Below are 17,585 nucleotides of genomic sequence, written 5' to 3'. Positions count from 1 at the left end.
CCGGTATCTGGCACAACTGGCACATCGACGCGCCCCGCAAACGCTCACTCATCGCCTACGACCACTAAACGAATACGGACTCACTCATCTAGGGGGCGGAAAGCGCATAGACTGGACCCCAGGTGCGCCGGGAAGTCTGGTCGGCATAGTTTCGTCGACCCCACTGTGAGGACCCCATGAGCGCCCTGCCCCCTTCTCCCACACCTCCTCGCCTCACCGTTTTCGCCCGCGGAAGCTACGCGGAAGCGCTGCGCATCGGCGAAATCCTCCGCAAGGAAACCGTCGGCGGCGCGCTGCTGGTCGCCGCGGCGGTGGCGGCCCTGATCTGGGCCAACTCGCCGGCGTCGGAAAGCTACTTCGCGCTGCGCGACTTCACTATCGGCTACGAGCCCTGGCACCTGGACCTGAGCCTGGGGGCCTGGGCCGCCGACGGGCTGCTGGCGGTCTTCTTCTTCCTGGTCGGGCTCGAACTCAAACGGGAGTTCGTCGCGGGAGACCTGCGGCAACTGAGCAAATCCGTGGTGCCGGTGGCTGCGGCCGTGGGCGGTGTGGCGGTTCCCGCGCTCATCTACGCGGCCGTCAACGTCGCGGACGCCGAGACCCTGCGGGGCTGGGCGATCCCCACCGCCACGGACATCGCGTTCGCGGTCGCCGTGCTGGCGCTCATCGGTTCGCACCTTCCCAGCGCGTTGCGCATCTTTCTGCTGACCCTGGCCGTCGTGGACGACCTTCTCGCCATCACCATCATCGCGGTGTTCTACACGAGCGAACTCCACCCGCTCCCGCTTCTGCTGGCTCTTCTTCCGCTTGGCCTCTACACATTCCTGGTGCAGAAATACCGGCGGTTCTTCGGCACTCACGGGCTGGCCGCCTGGGTGATCCTGCTGCCGCTCGGCGCCGCAACGTGGGCGCTGGTCCATGCGTCCGGCATCCACGCCACCGTGGCCGGTGTCCTGCTCGGCTTTGCCGTCCCCGTGATCCGCTCCCGGGCCAGCGGCGGTCCCGAAGCAGGACCCGGCCTTGCGGAGATCTTCGAACACCGGTTCCGCCCGATCTCGGCCGGCGTCGCCGTCCCGGTCTTCGCATTCTTTTCCGCCGGGGTGGCCATCGGCGGCCTGCAGGGCCTCGGCGCCGCCCTGACCGATCCCGTGGCGGTCGGCATTATCCTGGCCCTCGTGCTCGGAAAACCTGCCGGAATCCTGGGCACGACGTGGCTCATCACCAAAGCCACCCGCGCCCGGCTGGACGGCTCCTTCAAATGGATTGACGTCTTCGGCCTGTCGATCCTGGCCGGTATAGGTTTCACGGTGTCTCTGCTGGTGGCCGAGCTGAGCTTCGGGCAGGGTACTGTCCATGACGACCACGCAAAGGTCGGAATCCTCGCGGCCTCGCTGCTCGCCGCGCTGCTCGCCAGCGCGGTACTCCGGACCCGCAACACGCACTACCGCCGCGAGGAAGAGGAAGAAAGGATCGACTCGGATCACGACGGCATCCCGGACGTCTATCAGCAGGGCCATCCGGCAGGCTAGCCCGGGGGAGTAGATTTGGCGGTAGGGCCAGAGGCGACGTCCGGAGCAAGTATGATACCCCAAGGGGTATCATTATTGAGCTGGAATAAGCGCGCCGGGCCACCGGCGCCCTCGAAAGGAACAGGCATGAAGAGCATTTCCGTCAAGGACCTGGCCGCCCTGGGCGAAGCCACTGAAATCGTCGATGTCCGCGAGGACGACGAATTCGCGGCGGTCCGCGTCCCCGGCGCCAGGAGCATCCCGCTCTCGCGGTTTGTGCAGTCCCTCGACGAGGTTCCGGCCAGCGGCACCATCTACGTCATGTGCGCCGCCGGGGGCCGCAGCGCCCAGGCCACCACGTACCTGGAAGACCAGGGGTACGACGCCGTCAACGTCACCGGCGGAATCATGCAGTGGCAGGATGAGGGACACCCCGTCAACCGGGGCTGACAGCCCGGGAGGGGCCATGGAAGTCATTGTCATCGAGACCCCGCAGCTCGGGGACCGCAGCTACCTGATCCACGACGGCTCGGTGGCCCTGGCGATCGACCCGCAGCGTGACACGGACCGCATCGAAGCGGCCGCCCGCGACGCCGGGGTCACCATCACCCACGTGGCCGAGACCCACCTGCACAATGACTACATCACCGGCGGCCTCATCCTGGCCCGCGCGCACGGCGCCGACTACCTGGTGAACGCCGCCGATCCCGTGGCGTTCGAGCGCACGCCCGTCACCGACGGCCAGACAGTCCGGGTGGGCGCTCTTACCGTCAAGGCGGTCGCCACCCCGGGCCACACCCACACCCATATGTCGTACATCGTGGACGACGGCCAGAAGCAGGCCGTCTTCTCGGGCGGGAGCCTGCTCTACGGCTCGGTGGGCCGCACGGACCTGGTTGCCGCGGCGGACACCGTCGGCCTGACCCACGATCAGTACGCTTCGGTCCGGCGCCTCGTCGCGGAGTCCGGGCACGACGCCGCGCTGTTCCCGACCCACGGGTTCGGCTCGTTCTGCTCCTCCGGGCCGGCCTCCGGTGCCCGGTCTTCCACGATCGGCGAGCAGCTAGCCGCCAACCATGCCCTGACGGACCCCGACGAGGACCACTTCGTCCGCCAGCTCATCGCCAACCTCACGGACCACCCCTCGTACTACGCCCACATGAGCCCGGCCAACGTCCGCGGACCGGGCCCCGCCGATCTGGCCGTCCCCGAATCGCTCGACGCCGCCGAGCTCGCCCGGCGACTGGATGGCGGCGAGTGGGTGGTGGACCTGCGGCAACGTGTGGCCTTCGCCAGCAGCCACCTCAAGGGCAGCGTAAGCTTCGAATACGGCACGGGTTCCAGTTTCACCACCTACCTGGGCTGGGTGTTGCCGTGGGGTGAACCGCTGACCCTCGTGGGCTCGCAGGAAGATATCGAGAACGCCATCCGTGACCTCTCCCGGATCGGCATCGAATCCCCGGACGCCGCCGTCGGAACCGACCCGCATGCCCTTGCGCCGCAGGCTGCCCTCGCTTCGTACCCCCGCGTGGACTGGGGCGGCGTGCTGACCGGCCGGGCCGCCGGGGACGCCGTCCTGGACGTGCGCCGGGCCGACGAATTCGCCGCGTCCCGGGTGGTGGGCGCGGTCAACATCCCACTGCACGAACTGCTGCTGCACCTTGAGGACGTCCCCGCCGGGAAGCTCTGGGTGCACTGCACGTCCGGGTACCGCGCCGGGGTCGCCGCGAGCCTCCTCCAGCGCGCCGGCCGGGACGTGGTCCACATCGACGCCAGGTTCGCCGACGCCGGTCCCGCCGGGATCGCCGTGGACACCGCCGCCGCCTGAGCCTCAGCGGCCGGGGCGGCCCGGCGTGCCGGGCTGCGCAGCCCCGCCCCGGACACGCGGGGAGCTGCGAACAGGTGCAGCAACACACGGCACCGGACCCGAATCTCTGGCAGAGTATGACCATGCTCACAGTTATTGGCGAGGGGCTGGTTGATGTTGTCCAGCGATCCTCCGGCGTCCAGGCCCATGTCGGCGGCAGCCCCCTCAACGTGGCGGTCGGGCTGGCGAGGCTGGACCATCCGGTCCAGTTCATTGGCCGCTACGGCCGGGATGCCTACGGCGAAGCCCTGGCGGCGCACCTGAAGTCGAGTTCCGTGCTGCTGCCGCTGGCACCCGACGAGCTTCCCACCAGCGTGGCCGCCGCACTGATTGACGACGCCGGCGCCGCCACCTACACCTTCGACCTCGCCTGGGAGCTCCCCGGCGTCGCGGCGCGCCTGCCATTCCTCCTGCAGGGAACCACGCTCCTGCACACCGGCTCCATCGCCACCATGCTGGCGCCCGGCGCGGCCGACGTGCTTGCCGCCGTCGAGCATGCCCACCCGTCCGCCACGATCAGCTTTGACCCCAATTGCCGCCCCAGCATCATCCCGGACGTGGACTACGCCCGCGGGCAGGTCGAAAAGTTTGTGGCCCTCGCAGACGTGGTGAAGGCCTCCGACGAGGACCTTGAATGGCTCTACCCCGGAACGGACCCGCTGGACTCGGCCCGCCGCTGGCTGGCGCTGGGCGGCTCGGAGGGGCCGGCCATGGTGGTGGTGACCCGCGGCGGCAAGGGCCCCTGGGGCATCAACGCCGCCGGTGTTGCGCAGTTCGCCGCCCCCGCAGTGCTGGTCGCGGACACCGTCGGTGCCGGCGATTCGTTCATGGCCGCGTTGCTGTCCGGGGTGGTGGACCTGGGCCTGGACGGGGCACAGAACCGCAAGGCGCTGCGCGAACTCTCCGCCGAAAGCCTCCGCAATCTCCTGGCCCATGCCTCCTGCGCCGCCGCCGTCACCGTGTCCCGAGCCGGCGCCAACCCGCCCACGCGCGCGGAGCTGGCCCGGATGGAGCTTGGTAGCGTGGGGACCGGCAACGCATAGCAGGCAGTACCGAACAGCAGGCAGTACCGAACAGCAACCAGTTCAGGAAAGGCAGCCATGACAGCCCACGATCCTTACGCGCCGCTGCCCGACGTCCCCGCTTTCGACGTCAGCAGCGCATCCTTCCACGACGGCGACACGCTTCCCCCCGCGCAGCGCAGCGGTGTCATGGGCGCCGGCGGCAAGGACGAGTCACCGCAGCTGAGCTGGAGCGGCGCCCCGGCCGGCACCAAGAGCTACGCGGTGACGGTCTTCGACCCGGACGCTCCCACGGCCAGCGGATTCTGGCACTGGGCCGTGCTCAACATCCCGGCCGATGTCACGTCGCTGCCCGCGGGCGCCGGTTCCCGCGACGGCGCGGCCCTTCCGCCCGGCGCGCTCCAGCTAAAGAACGACGCCGGATTCGCCGGCTACGTCGGCGCCGCCCCGCCCAAGGGACACGGCCCGCACCGCTACCTGATCGTGGTCCATGCCGTGGACGTCGACAAGCTCGACGTCGGCGGGCACGGCAGCCCTGCCAGCCTCGGCTTTGCCCTGTTCAGCCACACCCTAGGCCGGGCCAGGCTGACCGGGCACTACGAACAGCACTAGAGGACCGCGCCGCCGTCGAAGTCGCCGGGCACTCTCCAGTTCGCCGGAACGTTCCGGCGAACTCGACACTTTCCGGCGACCCCGGCGCAGGGGCCCGCGCAGTTGCACGTCCGGCAGGCGGGATCGGGACCGCGGCGGCCAACGTAGACTGGCTGTATGCGGCTCGTAGCAAGCGACATCGACGGAACGATCCTCAGTCATGACGGAAAAATCAGCGACCGGACCGTCCGCGCGTTCCACGCCTGCCGCGACGCAGGAGTGGAACTCGTCTTCGTCACGGGCCGCCCGCCGCGCTGGCTCCACCCCCTGCAGGACCAGTTGGGGCATGCCGGCACCGTCATCTGCTCCAACGGCGCCGTGGTCTGGGACCTCGAGGCGGACCGCATGCTCTCAGCCCGTGCGCTGGAGCTGGACGCAGTGTTCGAGGCCCGCCGCATCATCCGGCGGCTGCGCCCGACGGCACTGTTTGCCGCCGAAACCCTGACCGGCTTCCACCTGGAACCGGGCTTCCTCAACTCCGGCACAAGCCCACTGCTGGCCGAATTCACGCCCGCCCCACTGCACAGCACCCTCACGGCCGACGACTCCGTGGTGAAGTTCATGGCCATCGTTCGCGAGGGCACCGCCGACGAATTCCTGGCCGAGGTGACGCCCGCCGTCGCCCATTTGGCTGCCGCGACGCACTCGGCGCCGAACATGGCCCTGCTGGAACTGTCCCTGCCCGGCGTCAACAAGGCCGTGACCCTCGCCGAATACGCGGCGTCGCTCGGCATCGGCCCCGCAGACGTGGTGGCGTTCGGTGACATGCCCAACGACATCGAAATGCTCCGCTGGGCCGGGGACGGTTACGCCATGGCCAGCGGCCACCCCGAGGCCATCCGCGCCGCCGGCCAGCAGGCGCCGCACTTCGACGACGACGGCGTCGCCCAGATCCTCGAGGCCAAGCTCGCCGAACTCGGCCTCCGGCTTCCCTGAGCTCCACTCCCGAACAACACTCCCCGCGGTGCCGTCCCGGTCACCGGATTCCCAGCGGCTGGTCAACTGGCGTTCACCTTGGCCTCCTAGGCTGAAGGCTCGCGACAGATCGTTTGACCGATAGTGGGGAAATCATGGCCAAGTACCGCGTCAACAAAACGGACGACCAACCTCTGCATCCCGCGGAGCCGGACCGGCACTGGCGGCAGTTGCGCCGGGGCGACCGCGTCAGCGTCCGGCTGGCCCCGGGTTTCGAGACCGGCGGCCTGGTGGACGCCGTGACGGCCGACCACAGCGTTGTCTGGGTGGACCTCGACGGCGGCCGCGGCCGGACGCTCCTGCACTGCGGCGACGGCGTCGAAATCTGGCCGCACGATTCCTGACGCCAGCTTCCGCTAACCCCGGGTCGCCCATGCCGCGTTCCGCTCAGCCCGCTCCGGATCGGGGTCCCGCGCGGATCGGGGCTCGGGTACGCTTCAGGAGTGACGGACCCGCACCCCTACTTTGCTCCTGGTGGGAACCCCGGCGGGAACCCTGACGGCACCCGCGGCGGTGGCCCGGAGCACGTCGTGCCGGGGGACCAGGGCACGGCCCGGGCACCCCTCGCGATGGCCCACCGCGGCTTCTCCCTGGACGGGCTGGAGAACTCGATGGCCGCGTTCCGCGCCGCCGTCGACCTCGGATTCCGGCACCTGGAGACCGACGTCCACACCACCGCCGACGGCGTGCTGGTGCTTTTCCACGACAAGACCCTGGACCGGGTCACCCAGGAACGCGGCCGGATCGCCGACCTGCCCGCCGCGGCCGTAGCCCGGGCCAGGATCGGCGGGACTGAACCGATCCCGCTGTTCGAGGAACTCATCGCGGCCTTCCCCGACGTCCGGTTCAACATCGACGTCAAGGACTGGAATTCCGTCGACGCCCTGGCCTCGGCAATCGAACGCCACGCACTGCACGACCGCGTGCTGGTCGCCAGCTTCTCGGACCGGCGGCGCCGCGCCGTGCTTCGGCAGTTGAGCCGACCGGCCGCGGGCTCGGCCGGCACCGTCTCCAACGCCGTGTTCGTCCTGCTGGGCCCGGTACTGCCGGCGACGCTGATGGGCTTCGTGGCGCGTCGGGCCTTGCAGGGGGTCCATGCGCTCCAGGTGCCGGTCCGCTACGGCGCGGTGACCGTGGTGACGCCCGGCTTTGTCCGGCGGGCGCACCGGCACGGCCTGCAGGTGCACGTCTGGACCGTCAACGAACCGGCGGAAATGCACCGTTTGCTCGATCTTGGCGTCGACGGGATCGTCACGGACCGCGCCGACCTGCTCAAGACGGTCCTCACGGAGCGCGGGACCTGGGCCTAAACACCGCGTCTTGTCAGCGTCCCGGGCCCTCCGGACTGGCAGGATAGTGCCATGCGTATCCTCATCGCCCCGGACAAGTTCAAGGGCTCCCTGACCGCCGCCCAAGCCGCCTCCGCCATCGCTGAAGGCGCCCTGCGCGTCTATCCGGACGCCGAAGCCATCCAGTTTCCGGTGGCCGACGGCGGCGAAGGGACCTTGGAGGCGGCCGTCGCGGCAGGCTACGAGGAAAGGCTCAACGCCGTCGTGGGTCCGATCCTGGCCCCGGTCGGTGCCGCGTGGGCTATCCGCAACGACGCCTTCGGCGGGGCCACTGCGGTGATTGAAACGGCGCAGGCATCCGGCCTGGCGCACATGGAACCGACACCTGCCAACGCCCTGCGGGCCCACAGCTACGGCTGCGGCCAGCTGATCGCCGCCGCCCTGGACGCGGGGGCCACGGAAATCGTGCTGGGCGTGGGCGGTTCGGCCATGAGCGACGGCGGCAGCGGCGCACTCAGGGCGCTCGGCCTCAAGCCGCTGGACGCCGCCGGCAACGTGGTGCCCCTCGGCGGCGGGTCGCTCGCCGACGTCGTGACGGTGGATGCCAGCGGGCTGGATCCGCGGCTGTCCGCCGTGAAGTTCAGGATCGCCGTCGACGTGCGGAACCCGCTGTTCGGCAGCGACGGCGCCGCGCAGGTGTTCGGCCCGCAAAAGGGCGCCGACGCGGATGCTGTGGAGTTGCTCGACGCCGGCCTGCGCAACTGGGCCTCGGTCCTGCGCGAGTCCACCGGCCGGGACGTCAACGTCCCCGGAGCCGGTGCGGCCGGCGGCTTCCCGGCGTCGTTCCTGGCCTTCAGCAACGCCGTCCTGGAGGGCGGTTTCGAGCTCGTGGCCGGCCTCACCGGGCTGGCCGAAAAACTCGCGGTGGCCGATCTGGTCATCACCGGGGAAGGCTCCATGGACAGCCAGTCGCTGACCGGCAAAGCGCCCATCGCGCTGGCCGATGCCGCCCACGCCCGCGGGATACCGGTGATCGTGGTGGCTGGCCGGATCCTCGTCACCCCGGAGGACCTTGCCCGGCACGGCGTGGTGGCCGCGGCCCAGCTGCTGGATGTCGCCGCGAGCCCCGACGATGCCGTCGCCAACGCCGCAAAGTACCTTGCGTGGGCCACCAGTCAGGTCCTCGAAGGGGCCTGACGGCGGCTCCGATAGCAGGAACGCCGAAAGTGCCGAACGCCGGGGCCGCGACCCGCTAACCGATGGTCGCGGGGATCAGGTGCCCGTCTCGTAGTGCGGTTCCGCCACCGGCTTGGACTCGGGGGATCCCTTCTCCCGCAGATAGACCGACGCGCCCACCAGTACGGCGACCGCCAGGAATTCGCTCTGCCAGTTCTGGAACGACTCAAACCAGAAACGGCTCGTCGCCAGGTAGCCAAGCACCGTGACCGTCGGCTGGCCGTGGGCTTGCTGATCGTCGTTGTAATCGGCGCTGCCGCCGACTGCGTGCAGAACAAACGACATCAGGAAGAGCAGCAGGAACATGATCGACAGGGAGTGTTCGTAAAGTTTCAGGACCCACCCGCCGCGCCGGACGGGCCAGGGCGTGGAGGCCCTGAGCTTGGCCTGCCGGGGATCCTCGTCCTGCGGGGCGGCGCGGCCCATGGGCTTGGACTCAGAGGACCCTTTCTGGAACAGGAAGACCGTCAGCAGGACATACATGCCCATCTGCAGGAACTCCGACTCCCAGTTCTCAAACGTTGCCTCCACGAAGGCCCCCGTGCCCAGGTACTGCAGGACGCTCACCGCCGGCTGGCCGTGGGCCAGTTGGTCCTCGCTGTAACTGGCTGCCCCGCTGAGGACCATGCCGCCGAAGAAGGCGATGAATAGCGCTGCGTTGGCCAGCAGCAGCCCGCGTTCCTTGACCCACTTGCCCATGGTTCCTCCCGTGCCTGCGGCGCGCCGCTCCTGTGAAACGTCTGTCATTGTGGCTTCTCCTCCAGGCCCTTCCGGCGGAGTGCGGCAGGGACAAAGACCATCAGCAGCACTAGGACAGCCAGCAGGCCGACGCCGGCCATCACGCCGGCCGTCCGGCCCAACGTGACATCGAAAATGAGGGACGTGGTGCCCACACTCAGCAGCATGACGCCGCCCAATGACACCTTCGCGATGGTGTCGGCGCCGGCCACGAGGGTAGCCTTCAGCCCTTGCCGGAAGAGCCGGCGGTGCAGGCTCACCGGCAACAGGATCGAGGCCGTCGTGAGCGCCGCCACGATGACGTTGGCGAGGTACAGCCCGGTCTGGTAGCCGTCCAGCGTCTCGAAGCGGGCCTGGAACGGCAGTGTCAGGAGGAAGCCGGCCAGAATCTGGACCCCGGTCTGGAGTACCCGCAGTTCCTGCAGCAGTTCCACCCAATTGCGGTCCATCCGCTCAGCCCGCGATTCGTCCCTGCCGTCATCCTGCGGCGCCGCCGGGCCTGTCATGACTGCTCCTCCGCGCAAACTGAAATCCCCGGACCCCCATGAAGACGGAAATCCCTGTGAACCGGGCGCGGTGTGCGCCCCACCCTCAACCTAGGCTTGAGAGTTGCCAAAAACAAGTCGGTAGTAAGTTTGCTGACTACTTTGCGGTTAGGGTAGAAACTGCGTACTTCGCCGGGATAGTTTCATAGGGGCCGGTCAGCGCCGGTCCGAGGAGCATCCCTGGAAAACCGACACGTTGGGTAGGTGGACTATGAGTGACTCAAGCAGCGCCGCACAGAAACAGCAGGATCAGCCGAAGGACCCCCGCACCGGCTACTACTCCGGGTCCTTCCCGGAGCAGGTGCAGGGACAGCCGGGCCTCACCGCGCCCATGGAGCCGAAGCCGGACCACGGCGAGGAAAGCTACCGCGGCAGCGATGCGCTCAGCGGCAAGGCTGCCCTGATCACGGGCGGCGACTCCGGGATCGGCAAGGCAGTGGCGATCGCCTTCGCCCGGGAAGGCGCCGACGTCGCCATCTCCTACCTGCCGGAAGAGGAAGAAGACGCGCAGGACACCGCCGCGTGGATCCGGAAGGCCGGCCGGAAGGCCGTGCTGCTGCCCGGCGACGGCCGCAGCGAGGACTTCGCGGCGAGGATCGTGAACGACACGCTGGCCGAGTTCGGCCGGCTGGACGTGCTGGTGCTGAACGCGGCCTACCAGAAGAATCGGGACAGCTTCGAGTCGCTGCCCACGGAGGAGTTCGACCGCGTCTTCAAGACCAATCTGTACTCGCTGATCTGGACGGCCCGCGCCGCCGTCCCACACCTCAACGCCGGCGCCTCGATCATCACGACGGCCTCCATCCAGGCATTCAAGCCTTCGCCCGAACTCATCGACTACGCCATGACCAAGGCCGCCCAGGTCGCCTTCACCAAGGCGCTGGCGCAGGAACTCGGGCCGAAGGGGATCAGGGTCAACGCCGTGGCCCCGGGTCCCATCTGGACTCCGCTCATCCCTGCGACCGCGTGGCCGGACAAGCTCCCGTCCTTCGGCCAGGACACGCCCCTGCAGCGCGCAGGCCAGCCCGCGGAGCTCGCGCCGGCCTATGTGCTGCTCGCCTCGGACCACGGCTCCTACATTTCCGGCGCGGTGCTGCCCGTCACCGGGGGCAAGGGCCTCTGAGCTGAACCCCGACGGCGGGACGCATCCGGCCGGAGCGCCGGGCCTGAGCCGGTTCGGCGCAGAAGACCAAGACAAGTGCAAGAGAGCCCGGAGCAGGACGCACCGGGGGAGCGGAGGAACACATGAGTTCAGAAAACACCACTACCGAGCCCGGATCCGGTGCCAGGAGCGGCGACGCCGCGGTCCCCTCGGCTGACGCCGAGATGGATGCATCGAACACCGAAAAGCCCGACGCCGGGCGGCCCTTCTCCTCGGAGTCCGGCCAGGATGCGGCCGGGCTGCCCGACGGTTCCGGCACAGACCTGCCGAAGGAGAAGTCGCCGGAGAAGGGCAGCGACGACGAGGAACCGTTCGACGCCGGCTAATCCGGCTGCCGCCACAACCAGCCGGGCCGGGGCCGGGCCACCACACGGTGGCCCGGCCCCGGCGTCTTGGCTTTGGCGGTGCGGGGCGGTAACGGGGGATGCCGCTAGCGGCGCTTCTTCGGTGCGCGCTTCGCAGCGGCCTTCACCGCCGCCGTTGCAACGGACGCCGGATCCTCCGTTTCGGGCTCCGCCACTGTGCCGCGCGCCTTCGCGATCGCCTTCATACCGTGGTAGATCACCAGCGCGGCGGCCGAGCCGAGCGCGATGCCGTTGAACGTCAGGTCGCCGACGGTCCACGTGTAGTTCGCGATGCCGATGATCAGCGCCACGGCGGCCGTGGTCAGGTTGATCGAGTTGGAGAAGTTCACCTTGTTCTGGACCCAGATCTTGACGCCCAGCACGCCGATCATGCCGTACAGCATCGTGGCCGCGCCGCCCAGGACGCCGGCGGGGACAGTAGCGATGAGTTCGCCAAACTTCGGGGAGAAGCTCAGCACCACCGCGAAGATGCCCGCCACCCAGTACGCTGCGGTGGAGTACACCTTGGTGGCAGCCATGACGCCGATATTCTCGGCATAGGTGGTGGTTCCGGACCCGCCGCCAAACCCGGCCAGCATGGTGGCGGCCCCGTCGGCCAGCAGCGCCCGGCCGGACACGCCGTCGAGATTCTGGCCCGTCATGGCGGACACGGACTTCACATGGCCGATGTTCTCCGCCACCAGCACCAGCACGACAGGCACGAAGAGGCCCACGACGCCGAGGTGGAATTCCGGGGTCTGGAAGTGCGGCAGGCCAACCCACGTGGCGCCGTCCACCTTGGCGAAGTCCACTTCGCCCCGGATCATCGCGACGAGGTAGCCCACCACGACGCCCACCAGGATGCTCAGCCGGCCCAGGATGCCGCGGAACAGCACGCTGACCACAATGATGACGGCCAGCGTGATGAAGGCGGTGACGGGGGCTTTGTCGAAGTTGCTCTTCGCGGCGGGCGCCAGGTTCAGGCCGATCAGGGCGACGATCGCGCCGGTCACGATCGGCGGCATGAGCCGGTTGATCCAGCCGGCGCCGAACTTCTGCACCACGGCGCCGACGACGGCGAGGGCTGCGCCGGCCAGCACGACGCCGCCCAGCGCCCCGGGGATGCCGAACTGCTGCTGCGAGGCCAGGATCGGTGCGATGAACGCGAAGCTGGACCCGAGATAGCTCGGAACACGTCCCTGGGTGATGACCAGGAACAGCAGGGTGCCGATGCCCGAGAAGAACAAGGTAGTGGCCGGCGGCATGCCCGTGATGATCGGGACCAGGAAGGTGGCGCCGAACATGGCAACGACGTGCTGCATCCCGATCCCGATGGTCAGCGGCCAGGTGAGCCGCTCATCCGGCCTGACGACCTCACCGGGGCGGACGGACTTGCCGGTGCCGTGGAGCTTCCATTTGGTGCCGAGCATGCTCATTGCCAGGAGCCTTTCAGAGAATGTGGGGCCGGAGCGGAAGGAATCTTCGAGGCAACTTTACCGCGCAGGGTCTTGACGCCGTTCCCGTGGGCGCCCGGTGTCGCCGCGTGTGTTCTCGGGCCGCGTGGCCGAAGTCGATGCGCCCGGGCCGCATCCACGGGCCGCGTACCCTGCACTGCTGTGCCGGACATCACAGGACGCAGCGGGAAGCAGGCGCTGCTAGTTGAAGTTGCAACTATGGACAGCAGTAGACGCAAGCCGCCGGACGGTGCGCCGGCCCAGCGAAAGGGACGCGAATGACGATCGCCCATGAAGAAGCAGTAATCGACGCCGCAGCGGTGGACGCCATCTTTGCCGAGGCCCGCACGGCGAACGCCTTCACCGGCGACGTTACCGATGATCAGGCCCGTGCCATCTACGAACTGACGAAGTTCGGCCCCACTGCCTTCAATTCACAGCCGCTGCGCGTCACGTACGTGCGCTCGGATGAAGCCCGGGCCACGCTTGTGGACGCACTTTCCGCCGGAAACCGCGCCAAGACGGCATCCGCGCCCCTCGTCGCAGTCCTGAGCTACGACACCGCCTGGCAGGACCAGTGGGACAACTTCCTCCCCGGCTACAACGCTCCCAAAGCCATGTACGACGCCGCACCTGACCTGGCCGCGGCCACGGGCAACAACAACGCCCACCTGCAGGCCGGCTACTTCATCCTCGCGGTCCGCTCCCTGGGCCTGGCCGCCGGACCCATGACGGGCGCGGATTTCACCGCCATCGACGCCGCCTTCTTCCCCGACGGCAGCCAGAAGAGCTTCCTGGTGGTCAACATCGGCCAGCCCGGTGTAGACGCCTGGGGTGCGGCCAAGCCGAAGTTCGCCTACGAGGACGTCGTCCGCACCGTCTAAGGACTGTCTAAGCACCTCCGGCGCTGTTTTCCGCGGAGGTGCCTCCGGCACTGTTCCGCGGAGGTGCCTCCGGCACCATTCTCCCGCGGAGGTGCCTCCGGCACCATGGGGGACAGGCCGGAGGCACACGGGACGCATTTCTGCGGTTCAGCGCACGGCCTGCATCCGGGGCCACTTCCCATTTTAGTCCGCACCGCAGCCTCCGGCACGGGGCCTTCGCGACGTCCGCCGACCCCGGTCAGGACTCGGGCGCCGCTCCGGCTGCCGGGCGTGGCACACTTTTCCCATGCGGAACCTGATCGCGGTGGTCTTCGTGGAACCGGTCGTCGAGGGACTCGAGTTTCCCCGTGACGACTGGCCGCTGCACATCACCTTGGTGAAGTTCGATGTCGTCGAACCCCAGGCAGCGGCCGGCGCACAAATCGAGACGCCACCCGGCTCCGGCGATCCGCTCGCCGCGAAGATCTCCGCGCTCATGGCGGACCCCGTGGCCGCAGCCCTGGGCTGCCGGGTGAGGGTGGGCGGGGAAGCGCGGTTCGGGCGGGCAGGGTCCATCCCGGTCAACCTGATTGAACCCAACGAGCACCTGCAAGCCCTGCACAATGCCCTGGTCGGGATCGTGGAGCAGCTGCCCGGCAGGATCCCTACACCCGCCTACACCCTGGCAGGGTACCGCCCGCATGTCTCCCACCACGGCGACAAACGGCTCCGCGAGGGCGACGCCGTCGCACTGGACCGGATAGCGCTCGTGGACATGGCGCCGGGCGGCGGCCACTCCACCCGGCGGATTCTCACGCTGTGGACCGAAAGCCTGGCCTAGGACCCGGAACGGCAGCGGCAACAAGAATCCGCACGTCACATCGTGGCCACCACGAGGCTTTCCCGTCGCCGGGTGCCATACTTGGGTCAACTTCGGCGGTTATTCGACGGTGAAGTGACGCATTGCGGGCAAATTACAGCGGACCGGGGGGCCACTAGATGATGCTTGACACCGCCACCCTGCGGGTTGCCTTGGCGCTGGTCGACCTCACGTTGCTCATGCTCTTCTACTTCATTACCTTCCGGCGCACCCGCTCCGCCTACAGCGGCTGGTGGTGCATGGCCCTCCTGCTGTTCCTGGTTGGCAACGCCGCGTACCTGCTGGACGGGACGGTGTACCAGGCCTGGTCCAACCCCGCCGGCAACGTCCTGCTGGTCGCCGGCGCGGCCAGCATCTGGGCCGGCGCCCGCTCGCTGCGGGCCCCCTCACCCCGGACCTGGCGGCTCGCGGCCGGCCCCGGCGTCGTCGGCGTCGTGTCGGTGCTCGACCACCCGGCCACCAACATCTGGGCGGGTGGCCCGGTGTACCTGGCCTTGATGGCCGTGCTGATCGGCATGGGATCCCGGGAGCTGTTCCTGCTTGAGCGTGACTACTCGCGCGTGCACCGGCCCCTCGCCGTGGGCGCTGGGATCCTGGCCATCTTCTACGTGGGCCGCCTCATCGCCTTTTTGACGGACGGGCCGGGCGGGGCGGTTTTCACATCGTTCTTCGGTTCAGCGCCCATGACGGTGTTCTCGACGGTCACGCTGGTGGTGGCCTCATTCACGATGGCCGAGCTGAGCTACGAACAACAGACCCGCGACCTCCGGGCACGCGCCACAGTGGACGGCCTCACCGGCCTGCTGAACCGCTCAGCGTTCCTGGACCTCGCGGGCAACGAACTGCGCCGGTTGCGCCGCACCGGAACCACGGCGTCGCTGATCCTCGCTGACCTGGACCACTTCAAAGGGATCAACGACCAGTTCGGCCACTCGGCCGGGGACTCCGCCCTGCAGGCGTTCGCCGGAGCCTGCACCGGCACCGTCCGTTCCACCGATCTCGTAGGCCGCTACGGCGGCGAGGAATTCATCCTCCTGCTCCCGGGCGTCACGCCGGAACAGGCCCAGGAAATCACCTCCGACATCAGCCTCCGGCTTCAGGAATCCGGCTCGGAAGTCATTCCCCGGCTGCCGACAGTGAGCTACGGAATTGCATCCACCGACGCCGGACCAGCCGGCCTCGACGCTGTAGTGGCCTCGGCCGACGCGGCCCTCTACCAGGCGAAGACGCTTGGCAGGGACCGCGCCGTGGTGGCCGCGGTCGGCGGAACTACGAAATAACCCCGTCCACCAGGGCCTTCGCCTCGGCCTGGACCTGCTTGAGGTGCTCGGCGCCCTTGAAGGACTCGGCGTAGATCTTGTACACGTCCTCCGTACCGGAGGGTCGCGCCGCGAACCAGGCGTTTTCGGTGACCACCTTCAGGCCACCGATCGCCGCGCCGTTGCCCGGCGCCTCGGTCAGTTTGGCGGTGATCGTTTCGCCGGCGAGCTCGGTGGCGGTGACGTCCGACGACGACAGCTTGCCCAGTGCGGCCTTCTGTTCGCGCGTGGCGGCGGCATCGATCCGGGCATAGACGGGGTCGCCGAACTGGTCCGTGAGGCCCTTGTAGAGCTGCGACGGCGACTTGCCGGTGACGGCCGTGATCTCCGAGGCCAGCAGGGCCAGCAGGATCCCGTCCTTGTCGGTGGTCCAAACACTGCCGTCCATCTTATTGAAGGACGCGCCCGCGGATTCCTCGCCGCCGAAGGCTCCTTCGCCGGACAACAGGCCCGGAACGAACCACTTGAAGCCCACGGGAACCTCCACGAGCTTGCGGCCCAGGCTCGCGGCCACGCGGTCGATCATCGAGGAGGACACGAGGGTCTTGCCGATCACGGACTGCGGGTTCCAGCCGGTGCGGTGCCGGTACAAATAGTCGATGGCGACGGCGAGGTAGTGGTTCGGGTTCATCAGGCCGCCCTGTCCGTCAACAAACGGTGTGACGATGCCGTGGCGGTCGGCGTCGGCGTCGTTGCCGGTGGCGACGTCGAACTTCGCCCCGTCGGACATCCGGCCGATCAGCGACGCCATCGCGAACGGGGAGGAGCAGTCCATCCGGATCTTCTCGTCCCAGTCCAGGGTCATGAAGGCCCACTGCGGGTCAACGGTCGGGTTCACCACCGTGAGGTTCAGATGGTGGCGCTCGGCGATCTCGCCCCAGTAGTCCACCGACGCCCCGCCCATGGGGTCCGCGCCGATCCGGACGCCGGCGTCACGGATGGCGTTGAGGTCCAGGACGGAGGGGAGGTCATCCACGTAGCTGCTGAGGAAGTCGAACTTTCCGGTGGTCCCGGCGGCAAGGGCGTCGGCCACGGGGATCCGCTTGACGCCCCGCAGGCCGTTTTCCAGGAGCTCGTTGGCGCGGTTGGCGATCCAGCCGGTGGCATCGGTGTCCGCGGGGCCGCCGTGCGGGGGGTTGTACTTGAATCCGCCGTCGCCGGGAGGGTTGTGGCTGGGCGTCACCACAATCCCGTCGGCCTGCGGTGCGCCCGGGCCGGCATTGCGGTTGTGCGTGAGGATGGCGTGGCTTAGGGCAGGGGTGGGTGTGTAGCCGTGGCGGGCGTCGATGAGGACGTGCACGCCGTTGGCGGCCAGCACCTCGAGGGCGGAGTTTTGGGCCGGTTCGCTCAGGCCGTGGGTGTCCTTCGCCATGTAGAGGGGCCCGGTAATGCCCTGGCCCGCCCGGTATTCCACGATCGCCTGCGTGATGGCGAGGATATGGGGTTCGTTGAAGGACGCCTTCAGGCTCGAACCACGGTGCCCGGAGGTGCCGAAGGCCACCCGTTGGCCCGGGTCCGTGAGATCCGGCGAAACGTCGTAGTACGCATCCAGAAGCGCAGTGAGGTCAACAAGGTCTTGGGGTTGGGCAACTGTGCCCGCGCGGCTAGCCATGGCACCAGCATGCCAGACGACGGCGGGGTGCAACACGGTTTCGCGTCACAGCCGCCCCTGTGACGCAACAAAAGGCCGGCGAAGGGGGCCGCCCCGATGCAAGGGTGCGGCGGTACGCTG

The 17,585-nt window shown here is 68.6% G+C and carries 18 protein-coding genes; 14 read left to right on the top strand and 4 right to left on the bottom strand.

All coding sequences use genetic code 11. The features are described 5' to 3' along the window. The first annotated feature begins 176 nt into the window (after positions 1 to 176). The 9 genes from nhaA to BLR03_RS18760 all read left to right on the top strand — a co-directional run bounded on the left by nhaA (position 177) and on the right by BLR03_RS18760 (position 8,509). Positions 177 to 1,529 (top strand): Na+/H+ antiporter NhaA, encoded by a 1,353-nt coding sequence (gene nhaA, locus BLR03_RS18800; RefSeq protein ID WP_091255570.1) that lies wholly within the window; start codon positions 177 to 179, stop codon positions 1,527 to 1,529. A 126-nt stretch (positions 1,530 to 1,655) separates the two neighbouring features. Beyond that, entirely contained in the window at positions 1,656 to 1,958 is a 303-nt protein-coding gene (locus tag BLR03_RS18795; protein WP_091255568.1) for a rhodanese-like domain-containing protein, read from the top strand. A gap of 16 nt (positions 1,959 to 1,974) precedes the next feature. Then, complete coding sequence (locus tag BLR03_RS18790) at positions 1,975 to 3,336, top strand: MBL fold metallo-hydrolase (protein ID WP_091255566.1); 1,362 nt, start codon at positions 1,975 to 1,977, stop codon at positions 3,334 to 3,336. Positions 3,337 to 3,458: 122 nt separating this feature from the next. Then, the gene (locus tag BLR03_RS18785; RefSeq protein ID WP_091255581.1) at positions 3,459 to 4,418 is read left to right on the top strand and encodes a carbohydrate kinase family protein; all 960 of its coding nucleotides are present in this window, start codon (positions 3,459 to 3,461) and stop codon (positions 4,416 to 4,418) included. Positions 4,419 to 4,475: 57 nt separating this feature from the next. After that, positions 4,476 to 5,009 (top strand): YbhB/YbcL family Raf kinase inhibitor-like protein, encoded by a 534-nt coding sequence (locus BLR03_RS18780; RefSeq protein WP_091255564.1) that lies wholly within the window; start codon positions 4,476 to 4,478, stop codon positions 5,007 to 5,009. A 156-nt stretch (positions 5,010 to 5,165) separates the two neighbouring features. Next, positions 5,166 to 5,984 (top strand): HAD family hydrolase, encoded by an 819-nt coding sequence (locus BLR03_RS18775; RefSeq protein ID WP_091255562.1) that lies wholly within the window; start codon positions 5,166 to 5,168, stop codon positions 5,982 to 5,984. 134 nt (positions 5,985 to 6,118) lie between these two features. Then, complete coding sequence (locus BLR03_RS18770) at positions 6,119 to 6,367, top strand: hypothetical protein (RefSeq protein WP_091255560.1); 249 nt, start codon at positions 6,119 to 6,121, stop codon at positions 6,365 to 6,367. Between the two features lie 225 nt (positions 6,368 to 6,592). Next, the gene (locus BLR03_RS18765) at positions 6,593 to 7,333 is read left to right on the top strand and encodes a glycerophosphodiester phosphodiesterase family protein (protein ID WP_091255579.1); all 741 of its coding nucleotides are present in this window, start codon (positions 6,593 to 6,595) and stop codon (positions 7,331 to 7,333) included. Between the two features lie 51 nt (positions 7,334 to 7,384). After that, on the top strand, positions 7,385 to 8,509 hold the full coding sequence (locus BLR03_RS18760) for a glycerate kinase (protein ID WP_091255559.1): 1,125 nt from the start codon (positions 7,385 to 7,387) through the stop codon (positions 8,507 to 8,509). Positions 8,510 to 8,584: 75 nt separating this feature from the next. Here the strand turns inward: BLR03_RS18760 and BLR03_RS18755 are convergent, their stop codons facing one another. After that, positions 8,585 to 9,295: a DUF6766 family protein gene (locus BLR03_RS18755; RefSeq protein WP_368086983.1), complete on the bottom strand. Its 711-nt coding sequence runs from the start codon at positions 9,293 to 9,295 to the stop codon at positions 8,585 to 8,587. Then, a complete protein-coding gene (locus BLR03_RS18750; RefSeq protein WP_091255557.1) occupies positions 9,292 to 9,792 on the bottom strand; it encodes a DUF6328 family protein in 501 nt (166 codons plus the stop codon). The genes BLR03_RS18755 and BLR03_RS18750 overlap by 4 nt, the downstream gene beginning before the upstream one ends. Before the next feature lie 250 nt (positions 9,793 to 10,042). Here BLR03_RS18750 and BLR03_RS18745 point away from each other — a divergent pair, with 250 nt between their 5' ends. After that, entirely contained in the window at positions 10,043 to 10,954 is a 912-nt protein-coding gene (locus BLR03_RS18745) for an SDR family oxidoreductase (protein WP_091255555.1), read from the top strand. Positions 10,955 to 11,076: 122 nt separating this feature from the next. Continuing rightward, positions 11,077 to 11,319 (top strand): hypothetical protein, encoded by a 243-nt coding sequence (locus BLR03_RS18740; protein ID WP_175460614.1) that lies wholly within the window; start codon positions 11,077 to 11,079, stop codon positions 11,317 to 11,319. Positions 11,320 to 11,423: 104 nt separating this feature from the next. On the opposite strand, the gene BLR03_RS18735 is transcribed toward BLR03_RS18740, so the two are convergent. Next, positions 11,424 to 12,773, bottom strand: coding sequence for a uracil-xanthine permease family protein (locus BLR03_RS18735; protein ID WP_091255553.1), 1,350 nt, complete (start codon positions 12,771 to 12,773; stop codon positions 11,424 to 11,426). A gap of 296 nt (positions 12,774 to 13,069) precedes the next feature. Here BLR03_RS18735 and BLR03_RS18730 point away from each other — a divergent pair, with 296 nt between their 5' ends. The 3 genes from BLR03_RS18730 to BLR03_RS18720 all read left to right on the top strand — a co-directional run bounded on the left by BLR03_RS18730 (position 13,070) and on the right by BLR03_RS18720 (position 15,814). Next, positions 13,070 to 13,675, top strand: a complete 606-nt coding sequence (locus BLR03_RS18730) for a malonic semialdehyde reductase (RefSeq protein ID WP_091255552.1) — start codon at positions 13,070 to 13,072, stop codon at positions 13,673 to 13,675. A gap of 286 nt (positions 13,676 to 13,961) precedes the next feature. Then, positions 13,962 to 14,495 carry a 2'-5' RNA ligase family protein gene (locus BLR03_RS18725; protein ID WP_091255550.1) on the top strand — a complete coding sequence of 178 codons (534 nt, stop codon included), beginning with the start codon at positions 13,962 to 13,964 and terminating at the stop codon, positions 14,493 to 14,495. 158 nt (positions 14,496 to 14,653) lie between these two features. Beyond that, complete coding sequence (locus BLR03_RS18720) at positions 14,654 to 15,814, top strand: GGDEF domain-containing protein (protein ID WP_091255549.1); 1,161 nt, start codon at positions 14,654 to 14,656, stop codon at positions 15,812 to 15,814. On the opposite strand, the gene pgm is transcribed toward BLR03_RS18720, so the two are convergent. Beyond that, entirely contained in the window at positions 15,804 to 17,465 is a 1,662-nt protein-coding gene (pgm, locus tag BLR03_RS18715) for a phosphoglucomutase (alpha-D-glucose-1,6-bisphosphate-dependent) (protein ID WP_091255548.1), read from the bottom strand. The genes BLR03_RS18720 and pgm overlap by 11 nt on opposite strands. Positions 17,466 to 17,585 lie beyond the last annotated feature (120 nt).

Origin of the sequence: Arthrobacter sp. ok909 (genome assembly GCF_900104405.1) — a bacterium.
Lineage (GTDB): Bacteria > Actinomycetota > Actinomycetes > Actinomycetales > Micrococcaceae > Arthrobacter > Arthrobacter humicola.
Note: the sequence above shows the minus strand (reverse complement) of the source record. Positions and strands in the feature narration are given on the sequence as shown.